At 73.0% G+C, this 14,864-nt stretch carries 15 protein-coding genes and 1 pseudogene; 9 read left to right on the forward strand and 7 right to left on the reverse strand.

Annotated features, from left to right (window positions below):
* The first annotated feature begins 75 nt into the window (after positions 1-75).
* The 6 genes from idi to ACIBFB_RS26005 all read left to right on the forward strand — a co-directional run bounded on the left by idi (position 76) and on the right by ACIBFB_RS26005 (position 5,158).
* Positions 76-678, forward strand: coding sequence for an isopentenyl-diphosphate Delta-isomerase (gene idi, locus ACIBFB_RS25980; RefSeq protein WP_397234557.1), 603 nt, complete (start codon positions 76-78; stop codon positions 676-678).
* 20 nt (positions 679-698) lie between these two features.
* Complete coding sequence (locus ACIBFB_RS25985; protein ID WP_397234559.1) at positions 699-1,238, forward strand: class IV adenylate cyclase; 540 nt, start codon at positions 699-701, stop codon at positions 1,236-1,238.
* A gap of 433 nt (positions 1,239-1,671) precedes the next feature.
* Positions 1,672-3,207, forward strand: coding sequence for an alanine/glycine:cation symporter family protein (locus ACIBFB_RS25990; protein ID WP_397234561.1), 1,536 nt, complete (start codon positions 1,672-1,674; stop codon positions 3,205-3,207).
* A gap of 248 nt (positions 3,208-3,455) precedes the next feature.
* On the forward strand, positions 3,456-3,845 hold the full coding sequence (locus ACIBFB_RS25995) for a Fur family transcriptional regulator (protein ID WP_397234563.1): 390 nt from the start codon (positions 3,456-3,458) through the stop codon (positions 3,843-3,845).
* A gap of 147 nt (positions 3,846-3,992) precedes the next feature.
* Positions 3,993-4,292: a hypothetical protein gene (locus tag ACIBFB_RS26000; protein ID WP_397234565.1), complete on the forward strand. Its 300-nt coding sequence runs from the start codon at positions 3,993-3,995 to the stop codon at positions 4,290-4,292.
* Positions 4,293-4,555: 263 nt separating this feature from the next.
* Entirely contained in the window at positions 4,556-5,158 is a 603-nt protein-coding gene (locus ACIBFB_RS26005) for a TetR family transcriptional regulator (RefSeq protein WP_397234567.1), read from the forward strand.
* Here the strand turns inward: ACIBFB_RS26005 and ACIBFB_RS26010 are convergent.
* The 3 genes from ACIBFB_RS26010 to ACIBFB_RS26020 all read right to left on the reverse strand — a co-directional run bounded on the left by ACIBFB_RS26010 (position 5,155) and on the right by ACIBFB_RS26020 (position 10,115).
* Positions 5,155-8,532 carry a DNA polymerase III subunit alpha gene (locus ACIBFB_RS26010; protein ID WP_397234569.1) on the reverse strand — a complete coding sequence of 1,126 codons (3,378 nt, stop codon included), beginning with the start codon at positions 8,530-8,532 and terminating at the stop codon, positions 5,155-5,157. The genes ACIBFB_RS26005 and ACIBFB_RS26010 overlap by 4 nt on opposite strands.
* A gap of 220 nt (positions 8,533-8,752) precedes the next feature.
* A complete protein-coding gene (locus tag ACIBFB_RS26015; protein ID WP_397234571.1) occupies positions 8,753-9,481 on the reverse strand; it encodes a hypothetical protein in 729 nt (242 codons plus the stop codon).
* 133 nt (positions 9,482-9,614) lie between these two features.
* Positions 9,615-10,115, reverse strand: a complete 501-nt coding sequence (locus ACIBFB_RS26020; RefSeq protein WP_397234573.1) for a MarR family winged helix-turn-helix transcriptional regulator — start codon at positions 10,113-10,115, stop codon at positions 9,615-9,617.
* A 31-nt stretch (positions 10,116-10,146) separates the two neighbouring features.
* On the opposite strand from ACIBFB_RS26020, the gene ACIBFB_RS26025 reads away from it, so the two are divergent.
* On the forward strand, positions 10,147-10,638 hold the full coding sequence (locus ACIBFB_RS26025) for a MarR family winged helix-turn-helix transcriptional regulator (RefSeq protein WP_397234575.1): 492 nt from the start codon (positions 10,147-10,149) through the stop codon (positions 10,636-10,638).
* Here the strand turns inward: ACIBFB_RS26025 and ACIBFB_RS26030 are convergent.
* The 4 genes from ACIBFB_RS26030 to ACIBFB_RS26045 all read right to left on the reverse strand — a co-directional run bounded on the left by ACIBFB_RS26030 (position 10,616) and on the right by ACIBFB_RS26045 (position 13,571).
* Positions 10,616-11,413 carry a DUF4184 family protein gene (locus ACIBFB_RS26030; RefSeq protein ID WP_397234577.1) on the reverse strand — a complete coding sequence of 266 codons (798 nt, stop codon included), beginning with the start codon at positions 11,411-11,413 and terminating at the stop codon, positions 10,616-10,618. The genes ACIBFB_RS26025 and ACIBFB_RS26030 overlap by 23 nt on opposite strands.
* A 65-nt stretch (positions 11,414-11,478) precedes the next feature.
* A complete protein-coding gene (locus tag ACIBFB_RS26035) occupies positions 11,479-11,916 on the reverse strand; it encodes a PPOX class F420-dependent oxidoreductase (protein WP_397234579.1) in 438 nt (145 codons plus the stop codon).
* Between the two features lie 156 nt (positions 11,917-12,072).
* The gene (locus ACIBFB_RS26040; protein ID WP_397234581.1) at positions 12,073-13,257 is read right to left on the reverse strand and encodes an NAD(P)/FAD-dependent oxidoreductase; all 1,185 of its coding nucleotides are present in this window, start codon (positions 13,255-13,257) and stop codon (positions 12,073-12,075) included.
* Positions 13,254-13,571: a bifunctional 3-phenylpropionate/cinnamic acid dioxygenase ferredoxin subunit gene (locus ACIBFB_RS26045; protein WP_397234582.1), complete on the reverse strand. Its 318-nt coding sequence runs from the start codon at positions 13,569-13,571 to the stop codon at positions 13,254-13,256. The genes ACIBFB_RS26040 and ACIBFB_RS26045 overlap by 4 nt, the downstream gene beginning before the upstream one ends.
* A 133-nt stretch (positions 13,572-13,704) precedes the next feature.
* Here ACIBFB_RS26045 and ACIBFB_RS26050 point away from each other — a divergent pair, with 133 nt between their 5' ends.
* Together ACIBFB_RS26050 and ACIBFB_RS26055 are read left to right on the forward strand one after the other, a co-directional pair.
* Positions 13,705-14,484, forward strand: a complete 780-nt coding sequence (locus tag ACIBFB_RS26050; protein WP_397234584.1) for an IclR family transcriptional regulator — start codon at positions 13,705-13,707, stop codon at positions 14,482-14,484.
* A 192-nt stretch (positions 14,485-14,676) separates the two neighbouring features.
* Positions 14,677-14,864: pseudogene (locus ACIBFB_RS26055) on the forward strand (serine hydroxymethyltransferase); the annotation flags it as partial.

Below are 14,864 nucleotides of genomic sequence, written 5' to 3' on the forward strand. Positions count from 1 at the left end.
CTCCGACCCGAGTCGAGGGCGCCCGCGCCACCCGGCCCCCCGTCCCAGCCCCGCCGCCGAACACGAGAGACCGCTATGACGACGAGCCCCGCCACCACCGGCCCCACCGCCTTCTCCGCGCCCGACGGCGGCGCCGACCAGCCGATCATGCTCGAACTGGTCGACGAGGACGGGGTCACCATCGGCACCGCCGAGAAGCTGTCCGCCCACCGGGCGCCGGGGCGGCTGCACCGGGCCTTCTCGGTCTTCCTCCTCGACGACCGCGGCCGCATGCTGCTCCAGCGCCGCGCCCTGGGCAAGTACCACTCGCCCGGAGTGTGGTCGAACACGTGCTGCGGCCACCCGTACCCGGGGGAGCCGCCGTTCGCGGCCGCGGCCCGCAGGGTCGGCGAGGAGCTGGGTGCGGCGCCCGCCCTGATGCGCGAGGCCGGGACCGTGCGCTACAACCACCGGGACCCGGACTCGGAGCTGGTCGAGCAGGAGTACAACCACCTGTTCGTCGGGCTGGTCGCCGGCGAACCGCGTCCGGACCCGGACGAGATCGCCGAGACGGCCTTCGTCGACCCCGCCGAACTGGAGCGGATGATGGGCGACCGGCCGTTCTCGGTGTGGTTCCCGACCGTGCTCGACGCCGCCCGCCCGGCCCTGCGCGCTCTCGTCGAGGGCTCGGGATGGTAGGCGGCGCGAGGGGGCTCGCGATGCGGGAGATCGAGGTCAGGTACCGCGTGGCGGATCCCGACGCGCTGCTGGTCGCGCTGGAACGGGCCGGGGTCGCCATGGGGGAGGCGGTCCTCCAGGACGACCAGGCCTACGCCCCCGCGGACTGGGAGCCGGGCGCGCCCCGGATCGGGCGGACGTTCTGCCGCCTGCGGACCCAGGACGGCCTGCACGTCTTCACCACCAAGACGCCGACGGCCGACCCGATGGAGCACACCGAGCACGAGACGGCCGTCGCCGACCGGGGACAGATGCACGCCGCCGTGCTGCGCATGGGGTACGTGCCGAGCCTGCGCATCGTCAAGTACCGGCGGATCGGGGTCCTGCGGGAGATGCTGGTCTGCGTCGACGAGGTGGCGGACCTGGGGGCCTTCCTGGAACTGGAGGTGGTCGCGGACGACGACCGCGACGCTTCGGCGGTGCAGGCGGAGCTGGACGCGTGGGCCCGGGGGCTCGGCGTCCGGCTGGAGCACACGACCCAGACCTACGACATCCTCGTCCGCGCCGCCCAGGGCTCCTGAGGCGGGGGCACGCGGGATAACGAATCGGTATACCGCCAGGTCGTGCCGGTGCGATCCGGTCGCGGTGGCGGGCGGGGTCCGGCGGCGTGCGGGAGCCCCCGCCCCGCCGGGCCTGCCGTGCTCCGGGCCACTCCGAAGTCAACAGTGATGACACACCGTGTCCGCCCAGTGTGTCTTTTGGGGTGAAAGTAAAGCTTCGCGGCTTTTGTGTCACTTGCCACTCTTTCGGGCTTAGGATCCCGAAAGTGAAGTTCGGCTAAAGCGTGCCCGTAGGTGCGCTAAACGCCCGGCCATCCCCGGCACCGGACTTCGCCAAGCCCGTTCGACGGACCGGAGCCGACCGCCCACGAGGCGGCCGAAGGGTCCCGTGCGGCCCGCACACCGGGTCCGCGGAGTCGCTCCGACCGTCCTCCCCGGCCGAAAGGTGCGCTCCATGACCAGCGCTGACGCCGCTCCCCAGCAGAGCATCGGCGACACCGTCGAAGGCGCGGTCGACGCGGTCTTCGACCCGATCGCGACCCTCCTCAGCGACGTGGTGTTCGCCAAGGTCCCCGTCTTCGGGACCGAGTTCCCCTGGATCGTCGCCTGGCTCATCGGGGCGGGCGTGGTGTTCACCCTCTACCTCGGATTCCTCCAGTTCCGGCAGCCGCTCACCGCGGTGCGGATCGCCCGGCGCGGGCTCGGCGGCAGGGCGCCCGGCGAGGTCACCCACTTCCAGGCGCTGACCGCCGCCGTCTCCGGCACCGTGGGCCTCGGCAACATCGCCGGTGTGGCGATCGCGGTCACCATCGGCGGCCCCGGAGCCACGTTCTGGATGATCCTGGCGGGTCTGCTGATGATGGCCGTCAAGTTCGCCGAGTGCACGCTGGGCGTGAAGTACCGCGAGATCGACGCCCAGGGCCGCGTCAGCGGCGGTCCGATGAAGTACCTCGCCAAGGGGCTCGCCGAGCTCGGGATGGCCCCGCTCGGCAAGGCCCTGGCAGGCCTGACCGCCTTGTTCGTGCTGATCTTCGCCATCGCGGGCGGCAACATGTTCCAGGCCAACCAGACCCTCGAACAGCTGCGCACGGTCACCGGCGGCGAGAGCGGTCCGCTCGGCGGCGGCCTCGGCTCCTTCGCCTTCGGCGTGGTCCTCGCGGTGCTCGTCGGCGTGGTGGTCATCGGCGGCATCGCCAGCATCACCAAGGTCACCAGCAAGCTCGTGCCGGCCATGGCGCTCATCTACGTGGCGGGCTGCCTCGTCGTCATCGGCGTCAACGTCTCCCTGCTGCCCGACGCGATCGCGCAGATCGTCGACGGCGCCTTCTCCCCGACCGGTGTCGCGGGCGGTGCCCTCGGCGCGATGATCGTCGGCTTCCAGCGCGCGGCCTTCTCCAACGAGGCGGGGATCGGGTCCTCCCCGATCGCTCTGGCCACGGTCAAGACCGACTACCCCGCCAGCGCGGGCCTGGTCGCCATGCTGGCCCCGTTCATCGACACCGTCCTCATCTGCACCATGACCGCGGTGACCATCGTCATCGCCTCCCCGCAGTCGTGGCTGGCGGCCCGCGAGGCGGCGGCCGGCGGCGCGGAGCTGCCCGGAGGCGTGAGCCTGACCTCCGACGCCTTCGCCACCGTCATGCCGTGGTTCCCCTACATCCTGACGGTCGCGGTCGTCCTGTTCGCGCTGAGCACCGTCATCACCTGGTGCTACTACGGTCTCAAGGGCTGGACGCACCTGTTCGGCGCCGGCCGGCGCAGTGAGCGCGCCTACCTCACCGTCTACTGCGGGGCCCTGGTGGTCGGCTCCGTCCTCACCCTGGGCTCGGTCCTGAACATGGCCGACGCCCTGGTGTTCGCGGCGGCGCTGTTCAACATCATCGGCCTGTACCTGCTGGCCCCGATCGTCAAGAAGGAGCTGGCCCGCTTCCTCGCCCACCTGCGCGGCGAGGACCGGCGCAGCGACGAGGCCGAGGAGCTCGTCGGATAGCCCCGAGGACCCCCGCCCCCTGTGGACGCCCGCCCGGCCTGCTCCCCCGGGCGGGCGTCCCGCGTTCACGCCCCCTGGCGGGTGGGGACGGAGACCGACGCGGAACCGGCGGACGCGGCGGGAGGACCGGGATGCGGAGCGCCGCGTCGTATAGATATGATTATCATTCTCATGTGGGTCCCGCTCCGCGCAGACGTCCCCCGGGCGCGGAACGGGCCCGCCTCGGCGCGCGATGTCCGGAGGATTCCTTGGCCAGGTACGACGCCGCGGTCCTGCGCGCGCTCGGGCGCGATCCCCGCTTCCGCAGCGCGCAGGAGGTGCACGTGCTCGTCGCCGCGGCGCTGGCCGGGGCCGCGCGACCGCCGAGCCTGTCCACGGTCTACCGCACACTGCGCCGCCTGGCGGGCGAACGCGTCCTCGACACCGTCCAGTCGCCGGACGGCGAACGCCTCTACCGCCTGTGCGGCAGCGATATCCGCCACCACCACCTGGTCTGCCGGGTCTGCGGCCGGGTGGAGGAGATCCCCGAACCCCGGGAGCTCACACCGGTCGTCGAACGCGTCGGGCGCGCGAGCGGGTTCGGGTCGGTCGACTACTCCTTCGAACTCTTCGGGGTCTGTCCCGCCTGCGAGCGGTGACGGAAATGAATGCGACGGGCAACCATTCTTGCCGGGATGTGCGGCGAATGTTGTTCTCCGCGCTTTCCGGAGCCCGCTGTTACGCTGGAGAAAAGGAGGGCGGAGCGCCCTCGTTCTCGCTTCGCCCGCGTTCTGAGGGGACAGAACATGGCGACAGAGCACCTGGTCCACGAAGGCCACACCCACCGTCACGGTGAGGGCTGCGGCCACGTGGCGGTCCCGCACCAGGACCACGTCGACTACGCCCACGACGGGCATCTGCACCGTCAGCACGGCGACCACGTGGACGAGTGCGAGCCGGGCGCGGAGCACACCGCCCACAGCGGACACGTGCACGAACACGGTGAGGGCTGCGGCCACGTGGCGGTCCCGCACCAGGACCACGTCGACTACGTCCACGACGGGCACCGGCACGCACTCCACGACGGACACTGGGACGACCACTAGCGGGTCGCGGCCGGGCCGACCGGCGTATTCTTGGGCGTAAGGGAGCCCGCGTCCCGGATCGCGGACGCGGCGGGTACGCGGGCGACCGGGTCATCCACCACCGGGTGTCCCCAACGGCCGGGCAGGGGGCCGACACCCGCTCCCGCTCGCCGACGGGGAGTGGTGCGATGGACGGGAGAGGGGGTGCCTGCGCGACGCGCGACGAGTCCCCATGTGATACTCGATATCTCCTGGGTCGGGGTCTCCAGTTCTAGGATGGTGACATGGAACGACCGCTCCCACGCCCAGAGTCACTTCGCGAGCGCAAGCAACGGCGCACCCGTGAAGCGATCATCGAAGCCGCCCACGCGCTGTTCGCCGAGCGCGGCTTCGACCGGGTCACCGTCAACGACATCGCCGAACGGGCCGAGGTCGGCCGGGCGACGTTTTTCCGGTACTTCGGTGACAAACAGGAGGTGATCTTCAGCGCGCGACAGCAGCCCGACCCCGCCGTCCTGAGCGAACTCGTCGCGCCCGCCGAGGAGCCCGTCGGGGACTCCCTGGAGGCCGCGCTGGTCCACCTGCGCTGGGTCGTGGCAGCCCTGGTCTCCCGACTGGTCGAGGAGCACGACGTCTACCTGCGCCACGAGCGCCTCGTCGCCGCGCACCCCGAACTGGTCGCCCGCAGCCTCACCAAGTACCGCCTCTACGCCGAGGCGATGGACCGGATGCTGCGCGACCAGGGAGTCGACCCGGGCACCGCCGTGCTCGCCTCCGAGCTCGCGCTCGCGTGCTTCCACACCGGCCGCGCCGAGGCCGCCGACGATCCCGCGCGTTTGCCCGGAGCGGTCGACGCGGCCTTCGCCCGCCTCCTGAGCGGGCCCTAGCCGCCGGAGCTCCCGGGGCTGGCGTGCCACAGTCCGCGCGGCGCGGTGCCGGGCGAGCGCAGGTCGGCGTAGGCCGACACCCGGAACCCGCTGGCGTAGCGGATGCGGTGGCCGCCCACCCTCGCCAGGCGCGCGGAGGGAGCCGTGGACCGCAGCGCGCGGTCCAACCCCGGTGCGCCCTCCTCCTCCCATACCCGGGACAGGTCGTTCAGATCCCAGGCGTCCGTGGCGGTGAGCGTGGCCATCCCCGACCCCGCCCGGCGCACCCGTCCGCGCACGACCAGCAGCCACGAACCGAACACCGTGGCCGCGCACCGGCCCTGCACCGACTCGAAGAAGGTCAGGTCCGCCAGCCCGGTGGCGTCGTCCAGGGTGCTGAAGATGATCCGCTGCCCCGACCGCACCGCCGGGGTCTGCGTGGCCACCTTGACCCCCGCCACCAGCACCTCCCGGCCGTTCGGCACCCGGTGCAGGTCACGGGTGCGCACCAGGCCGTGCCCCGCGGCCAGGGCGGACAGGAGCCCGGTGTGGGAGTCGAGCAGGTGGCGGCCGATCTCGTAGCCCAGGACCTCCAGCTCGGCGCGGACCACCTCGTCGTCGGTCATCCCGGGCAGGGTCCGCGCGCCCGGGTGCCGCTCGCCGTCCCGGATCGGTAGGGGCACCTGACCGGGATCGGCGGCCGTCCGCCCCGCCCGCTCCAACGCGCTCACCTGCAACAACAGGTCGCGTCGGCGGGGAGCGGCGGGGTCGTCGCCGATCCGGTACAGCGCGTCGAAGGCCCCCACCCGCACCAGGTTCTCCAGGACCCCGCGCGACAGGCGGGCGCGGTCGGCGGTGTCGGCGAGCGAGTGGAAGGGGCGCTCGGCCAGCACGCGTTCGACCTCGGCCCCGGTCATGGCGCGCACGTCGGCCAGGGACGCGCGCACCCCCCAGACCGGACCGGCCGGGCCGTCCACCGGCTCCACCCGCCAACGGGCGTCGGAGCGGTTGACGTCGGGGCCCAGCACGGGCACGCCGAAGTGGCGGGCGTCCTCGACGATGGCGCGGCGCGGGTACATGCCGGGCTCGTGGGTGAGGACCCCGGCGTAGAAGGCGGCCGGGTGGTGCCGTTTGAGCCACGCCGACTGGTAGGTGGGCAGGGCGAAGGCGGCGGCGTGGGCCTTGCAGAACCCGAAGGACCCGAAGGAGGACAGCACGTCCCACACCCTCTCCACCGTGTCCCGGCCGTGCCCGCACTCGACGGCCATCGCGGTGAACGTCGCCCGTACCCTCGCGCGGCCCTCCTCGGTGCTGAGTTGGCGGCGCATGGTCTCGGCCTGGTCGAGCCCGCAGCCGGTCATGGCGTGCAGCACGCCGATCACCTGCTCGTGGAAGACGACCACGCCGCCGGTCTCGGCGAGCACCTCGGCCAGCACGGGGGAGGGGTGCTGCGGCGGGGTCAGCCCGTCGCGGGCGGACAGGAAGGGGGTGATCATGTCGCTGTTGACGGGGCCGGGGCGGAAGAGCGAGATGTCGGCGATGAGGTCGCCCATGGCGGACGGCCGCAGACGGCTGAGCAGTTCGCGCTGGCCGGGCGACTCGATCTGGAAGCAGCCCAGCGTCCGGGAGGCGCTGATCATCCGGTAGGTGGCCTCGTCCTGGGGCAGGGCGTCCAGATCGAGGCGCTCGCCCGTGGTGCGCTCCACCTCGTCGCGGGTGTGGGCCATGGCCGACTGCATGCGCACGCCGAGGACGTCGAGTTTGATCATCCCCATCTCCTCCACGTCCTCCTTGTCGAACTGGACCATCGGGTACCCGGCGCGGCTGGGTTCGAGGGGGGCGCGGTCGCGCAGGGAGGGTCCTGAGACCACCAGTCCGCACGGGTGCATCGCGATGTGCCGGGGCAGCCCGTCGAGCCGCTCGGCGAGCCGGAACAGGGCGTGGGCCGGGGCGCCGCCCTCCCCGCGGCGCAGGTGGTGGAGTTCGGGCAGGTCCTCGGTGGCGGCGCGGATCTGTCGGGCCCGCACGTGGGGGAAGGACTTGGCCAGGGTGTCGACCTCGTGCGGGGGCAGGCCCAGGGCGGCGCCGACGTCGCGGATGGCGCTGCGGGCGCGGTAGGTCTCGGCCATGGACACGCACGCGGTGTCGGGGTAGGCGGCGAACACCGCGTCGTAGGCCTCCAGGCGGCGGGCCGACTCCACGTCCAGGTCGATGTCGGGCAGCCCGGTGCGGCTGTGCGACAGGAAGCGCTCCATGACCAGCCCGTGGTCGAGCGGGTTGACGGCGGACACGCCCAGGAGGTGGTTGACCAGGCTGCCGGTGCCCGATCCGCGGATGGAACAGCGGATGCCCTTGTCGCGGATGCGCCCGGCGGCGTCGGCGACGGTGAGGAAGTAGGCGGACAGGCCCTTGGACTCGATGACCTCCAGTTCCTGGGCGAGGCGGTGCCGGGCGCCGGGGTCGCGGTGCAGGCCGAGCCGGTGCAGGCCGTCGTCGCAGTCGCGCCAGAGCCGCTCGCGGGGTTCGGGGACGTCGGGCAGGTGGACGCGGTCCATCCCCAGGTCGGCGTCGGGGTCCAGGGCACAGGAGGAGGCCAGGGCCAGGGTGTGGGCGATGAGGCGGCGGGCCTGGGCGGTGTCGCCGCAGACGCGTTCGGCGACCTCCAGCATGTGGGCGCCGCTCTTGAGGTGGGCCTGGTTGGTGGCGGGCCCGGGGCGGGCGCCGCCGGGTTTCCACTGGACGCTCTGGTCCAGGACGTGGGCGATCTCGGCGTCGGTCTCGCGCGGGTAGCGCACGGCGTTGGTGAGGACCGCCAGGGTCCGGGTGTCCGCGGCCAGGTCGAGCAGGGCCCGGGCGGTGCGCCGCTGACCGGGGAGGTAGTGGTCCACGATCTCCACGGCCGTGGTCGCGCTGGCCCGCCACCGCTCCAGGAGGCGCCGGGCCCGTCCGGGGCGGTCGTCGGCCAGGGCGGCGCCCACGTCGGAGTCGGGGCCGACCAGGACGACGATCCCCTCCGCGTGCTCGGCGAGCAGGCCGGGGGACAGGGCGGGGACGGCGCCGGGGGCGGCGGGCTTGGCGGTGTGCGCCCGGGTGACCAGGCGGCACAGGGAGGCCCAGCCGCGTGCGCCGCGGGCCAGGAGGGTGACGCGCCCGCCGCCGGGGGAGGCGATGGCGAGGTTGCAGCCCAGGACGGGGCGCAGCCCGGCCCGCTGGCAGGCGCGCACGTGCTTGACCGCGCCGTAGACGCCGTCGCGGTCGGTGAGGGCGAGCAGGTCCATGTCGAGTTCGGCGGCGCGTTCGACCAGGTGGTGCGGTGCGACGGCGCCGTGGCGCATGGAGGCCGAGGAGACGGCGTTGAGGTGCGCGAAGTCCACGTGCCCGAGGTCGTGCGGCATGGACTCCCTCCCCGGGTCATGGCACTGGTGTGGTCGGTGGGGAAGAAGTACCGAAATCGAACTTATGTACGAATTCTAGCGCATGTGTTCACCAGGGCAAGCCACTGACCTGCGAAGACGTGATCTCGGAGTGGGAGGGGGCCGGAAGCCCGTCACCGCAGGGGTTCCAGGGATCACCGAGCCCGCGGCGGGAGGAGGGGCGGGCTCCGGCGGGCGCTCCCTACCGCGCCCGTCTCGGGCGCAGCTCGCGTTCGGGCCGCGGGCGGGTGCTCAGAAGGGGCGAGCGGCTCCGGGGCGCCTCCCCCGTGGCGGTCACGTACCCCTCCGGGGTGAGCCCAGGGCGGCCCGCCTTCCGGGAGGAGGGCCGCATCCCCTGGAGGGCGGCCCGCACGCCGCGCCCGCCCGCCGCCAGGTCCGCCTGGCGAATCCTGGCCTCCACGAGCTCCAGGTCCCTGCCGACCTCGCCGAAGCGGCCGTCCAGCCTGACGTGCTCCAGGACGGCGGACAGCACCTCATGGGCCTCGTGCCACCGGCCGAGGCCGCGCAGGGCCTTGCTGGTCTCCCACCGCATCGTCCACCCGCGCCGCTCGCTCGCCTCCGCCTCGTTCCGGAGCGAGGGGACCGCCTCGGACCAGGCCCGCAGCCGCGAGGTCGCCTCGTCCTGGCGGCGGGCCGCCGCGGTCAGGAGGATCTCCGCTCCGGCGTGGTCGTTCCGGGACAACCTCGCCAGACCCTCGGCGTACAGGGCGGACGGGAGGAGGGCGTTGGCCCGCAGCGCGTACATCCGGGCGGGGCCGGTGCGCTCGGCCGCCAGACGCTCGCCCAACCCGTCCACGAACCCGGGGAGGTCGCGTTCGAGCTCGGCCAGGTTCGCCAGGACGTCCTCCGCCAGGGACTGGAGCCGCGCCAGCCCGGCCGCGGACTCCCGGTCGTTCAGGGGGTTCGGCACGTGGGACTCCATCGCCGTCGCGGGTCGTCGGTGGCGCCCACCCCGGCGGCGCCGGGAGCGGGCTGGTGACGATCGTGGAGCAATCCCGTCCACGGCGCAAGGGCCGACGATGTCCGTGCCCCCGTTCCCGCCCCTATCGGGCGGGCCCCGGGCGCGGTTCGCGTTCGGGGTGCGACCGGGCGAGGAGGCCGGCCTCGGCGTTGGCGGCCATGACCGACAGGATCCGCACGGTCTCGGCGTACTGCTCCGGGGTCACACCCGTCAGCAGCGCGGCGCGGGTGTCCTCGACGCGTGCCGCGGCGGCCGTGTGGACGGCACGGCCCTCGTCGGTGAGGGCGAGGCCGTCCCCGTCCCGCCGGATCCGCCCCCGATCGGCCAGCTCCGCGAGCACGGCGTCGAGGTCCGCGGCGCCCCGTGCCCGGAACGGGGCCAGGTCCCGTTCCAGGTCGTCACGTGAGGACGGGCCCCGGCTGAGGGTGGTGAGCACCTGCCAGTGCCGACGGCCGAGGCCGAGGTCGTCGAGGGTGGACTCGAACCGCCTCTCCAGCAGGTCGTGCAGGTGCTTGAGCCAGTATCCGATGGGTCTGGGCACGTCCATCGCCGCCTCCGCGCAGATATGCATGTAGAATGACATGTAGTTGTTTTCTACTATGCATGGAGGTGCCGTGGACGGCAACCCCGACGTCGACGGCGCGGAGATCGAGGCAGCCGTCAACGCCCTGCACCGATCCCGTCGCCGCCGTGCGCTGGCACGGCTGGCGGAACGGCGCGGCGAACACACCGCGACCGGACTCCCCGACGGCGTCTTCGAACTCCTCGACGCCGTCGCGTCCGCCGCGGACGAGGAGACGGCGCTCACGGTCACCGAGGCCGCGGCGGTCCTGGGCGTCGACCAACCCCGCTCCAGCCGCCTCGCCGCCCAGGCCGTCGCGGCCGGACTGGTGCGCCGCGTGGCCGACCAGCACGACGGGCGCCGCTCCCTGCTCGCGCCCACCCCTCAGGGGAGAGGTGTCCTGGCGCGGATCCGTGACTTCCGCCGCCGGGCCGTCGCCGAGGCCACGGCCGACTGGCCCGCCGACGACCGCGCCGCGCTCGCCCGGCTCCTGACGCGCTTCGTGCGGGACTTCGACGCGGTCACCGCACGCCGGGACGGGTGACGGGCGGGCCGGGCGCCGAGCCCGACGGTCCCCGCCCGCGGGCCCCGGACCCGGCACGGGCGCCGCGCCACCCCCACCACGCCGCCGTGTAGCCGCCGAGCCCGGCACAGCCGCCGGTGACCAGGCCGATCAGCGCGTCGCGCACCGCGTCGTACAGGCTCGGAGCGGGCGCGGAGGCCAGCACCCCGACGACCGCGCCCGCACCGGCGCACAGAGCGATCCCGGCGAGCACGGCGCCGCGCACCCGCGGGCCCAGCCCCGCGTCGCCCCGTTCCCCGGCCCGGGCGCGGCGCGCCGCCCACCAGGCCACCGCCGCCAGGCCGCCCGCCGAACTCGCGTACATCAGCACGTTGAACAGCAGGTGCGGGCCGACGACCGGCGTGCTCAGCACCGGCCACGCCCGGACCGCCGCCCCGCCGAGCTGGGTGAAGGAGTCCCACGCCATGTGCGTGAGCGCCCCGACCGCCAGCGCCGCCGCGGTCAGCGCCGCCCTGCCCAGGGGCGGTCCCGGCCGACCGCCGGTCCCGGCGCCGCCCCAGGGGGTGAGCGCGCGCGCCGGCGCCCGCAGGACGTAGCGGTACAGCGCCAGGACCACCGCGCCCATGAGCACGTCCGTGCCCACGCCCCACGGGTGGTGGGTGTGCGCCGACGCCAGCGGCAGCGGCAGGTAGTACGGCAGGTCGGGCACGAGCGCGCCGACGACGAGCGCGGCCGTGGGCAGCCGGGTGCGGGCCAGCGGCAGGACGGCCGCGGCGTGGCTGAGGGTGAAGGGCATGGGGGAGATCCTGGCGCACGTGCGCCAGCACGGGTCACCCGGGGCCGCCCCGGTCCCGGGCGGGCTCAGCGGATGCTGTCTCCGTACACGTGCTCGACCGCCATGGTCATCAGCACCCGGCGGTCGGAGACCATCACCGACCGGTACTCGTCCCAGTCCGGGTGTTCCCCGGCGGCGCGGCGGTAGTAGTCCACCAGCGCCTCGACCTCGGGTCCGCGGGGGTCGGCGCCCGGGCCGGTCAGGACCACCGGGCCCTCGGCGGTGGCCCATGCCCTCCCGTCGGGGGCGGTGGCCTCCAGCGCCGCCCACGGGTCGCGGCGCAGGTTCGCCGTCTTGGCCCGGCCCTCGGTCATCGACACGTACAGGACCTCCGCGTCCCGGTCGTAGAAGGGCATGACGGGGGACAGCTGCGGGCGTCCGTTGGACCTGATCGTGGCCAGGACGCCCAGTCGGCTCTCCGCGAGCAGGGCGCGCGGGTCGAACGGCGCTTCGGGGTCGGACATCGGTGCTCCCTCGGTGTGAGCGGTGCTTCTCCCACCATCATCGACGTTCACACCGATGGGAGGGTCAAGGGGGCGCGGCGGGGGACACGGCGCCTCGCGGGGATCCCGCGAGGCGCCGCCGGGCGCCGTTCGTGCTCCGCGGTCGGGGCCGCCGTGTCACGCCAGGGCCGCACGCCCACGCAGTTGTCGGCGGAGGCGACCGAAGAGCTTGGGATTGTTCATCGCGAGCACGCCCACGGCGGATCCCCGGCGGCGGTATTCGGCGACGAACCGGCGATCGCTCGGCGAACCGTCGACGACGGTGACCTCGTCGGCGTCCGCGGGGTGCCCGGCGACCTGCAACCGGGTTCCGTACTGGTCGGACCAGAAGTAGCCGGTCGGCCGGTACTCCTCGATCGTCGCGCCCGCCAGGAGGTTGCGCACGGCGGTGGCGGGTTGCTCGGAGGCGTTGGTCCAGTGCTCGTGCCGGACCGGTCCGCCGGGACCGCGATAACGGGCGACGTCGCCCACCGCGACGACGGACGGGAGCGGGGTGACGCATCCGGCGTCGCAGAGCACGCCGCCGTCGACCGGAATCCCGGATCCGGCGAGCCACTCGGCGTTGGGCAGCATGCCGATGCCGACCACGACGACGTCCGCCGGCAGGTGCGTGCCGTCGGCGAGCGTCACGCCGCTGACGCGCTTCCACGGGCCGAGGCCCGTCGACGTCAGGGACGCGACGCCCACGCCGGTGCGCAGGGCCACGCCGTGATCGGTGTGCAGCGCGGCGCAGATCGCGCCCATGCCCGGGCCGAGGACGCGCGCGAGCGGTGTCGGGTTCGCCTCGACCACGGTCACCTGCCGCCCGAGCGCGTGGCAGGTCGAGGCGACCTCGGAGCCGATCCAGCCCGCACCGATCACCACCACTCCGGTCGAGCTGTCGTCCAGGTCGGCGCGCAGGGCCGCCGCGTCCTCGACCGTGCGGACGGTGTGCACTCCGGCCAGCCCCTCCGAACCGGGCAGCTGGCGGGCCCGGCCGCCGGTGGCGACGACGATCCCGTCCGCGACGACCTCCTCCCCGCTGGACAGCCGTACCGACCGCGTGGCGGGGTCGAGGGAGTCGGCGCGGACTCCGAGACGCCATTCCGCGGCCAGGTCGTCCAGGTCGGACCGGTCGGCCAGGCTCAGGCTCTCCGGAGCGCAGGTTCCCGCGAGGTAGGCCTTCGAGAGCGGCGGACGGTCGTAGGGCTGGTGCGGCTCCTCTCCCACGACCACGATCCGGCCGTCGAATCCCTGCCCCCTGAGCTCCTCGACCGCGCGCAGTCCCGCCAGCGATGCCCCGACGACGGCGACGGTTCTCATGCGACTGCCTCCTGGTTCTGCGGGACCACGTAGACCACGCCGTCCTCGACCACGACCTTGTGCGTCCGGACCGGCTTCTTGGCCGGGGCGCCGGTGGGCATGCCCGTGCGCAGGTCGAAGCTCGCGGCGTGGAGCGGGCACTCGACGAAGCATCCTTCGAGCCACCCCTCGGAGAGCGAGGCGTCCTGGTGGCTGCACGTGTCGTCGACGGCGTAGAACTCGCCGTCGGCGTTGAAGACCGCGATCGGGACTTCACCGGGAATGCGGACCGCCTCACCCTCGGGCAGGTCCGCCACGGCACATGCAGGGATCATGGTGACCTCCGTTGCGCTATAAGGAACGACTTGTTCGATGCGCAACACAATGATGGGTAGGCCATCGGCGTGGCGTCAAGGACTGTCCAGGGTCATTTTTCGGTGAGTTGCGTGTATCGGTTATGGTTGCACAATGAGCAACACTGCGGAAGAACGTGAGCCGGCGCCGGTCCAGTCGGTGGACCGGGCGATCACCATCCTGGAGCTCCTCGCGCGCGGCGAGATGGGGGTCACGGAGATCGCCGCCGAGCTGGGGGTGCACAAGTCCACCGCGTCGCGGCTGGTCTACACACTCCAGGCGAGACGGCTCGTGGAGCAGCACGGGGAGCGCGGCAGGTTCAGCATCGGCATCGGCATGCTGCGGTTCGCCGGCGCCGTCGCCGGTCAGCTCGACATCGTCCAGATCGGCAATCCGGTGTGCGAGGAACTGGCCGAGCGTCTCGGCGAGACGGTGAACGTCGCCGTGCTCGACTCGGCGAACGCGATCAACGTCAGTCAGGCTCTGGGCACCTCGGCGGTGGCGGCGCAGAACTGGATCGGCCAGCGCACGCCGTCGCACGCGACGGCCAGCGGCAAGGTGCTGTTGGCCTTCATGCCCCCGGGTGAGCTGGAGGAGCTGCTCGCCGGAGACCTCGTGTCCTACACGGCACGCACGATCACGGACGCGCAGGAGCTGGGCGAGCTGCTCAAACGGGTGGCCGAGGACGCGTACGCCACCTCCTTCGAGGAGCTGGAACCGGGTCTGCACGCGATCGCAGTGCCGGTGTTCGGGCCGGGCGAGGAGGTGGTCGCGGCGATCAGCGCGTCCGGCCCCGCGTACCGGCTCTCGAAGAAGCGCATCCCCGAGGTCGTGGAGGAGCTGCGCCAAGGGGCACGTGACCTGTCGGAGCGGATGGCCTACGTGGGTCGGTGAGGGGCCCTGCCGGGCGCGGGCGGGTCCCGCTCGGAACCGCTAATATATCAGTCTCAGATTAATCGACGATTAAGTCGCGCGAACTATCCCTTCAGGTATTGACAGACCTGCGGGTAGCCCTCACTGTGATCCACACGTGTTGTGAATCACGGAATGCGTTGCGTATTGCGCAACAAATAGGGGGTATGTTCGTTGCCTTCCACCGCACCCGGCGTCCAGGCCCTCGACCGCGCCCTGGACGATCTCGACCCCGAGATCGCCGAGGCCGTCGCCCACGAGCTGCGTCGCCAGCGTGACACCCTGGAGATGATCGCCTCGGAGAACTTCGCTCCGCAGGCGGTCCTGGAGGCCCAGGGCACCGTGCTGACCAACAAGTACGC

The sequence above is a fragment of the Nocardiopsis sp. NPDC050513 genome (assembly GCF_044457925.1).
Lineage (GTDB): Bacteria > Actinomycetota > Actinomycetes > Streptosporangiales > Streptosporangiaceae > Nocardiopsis.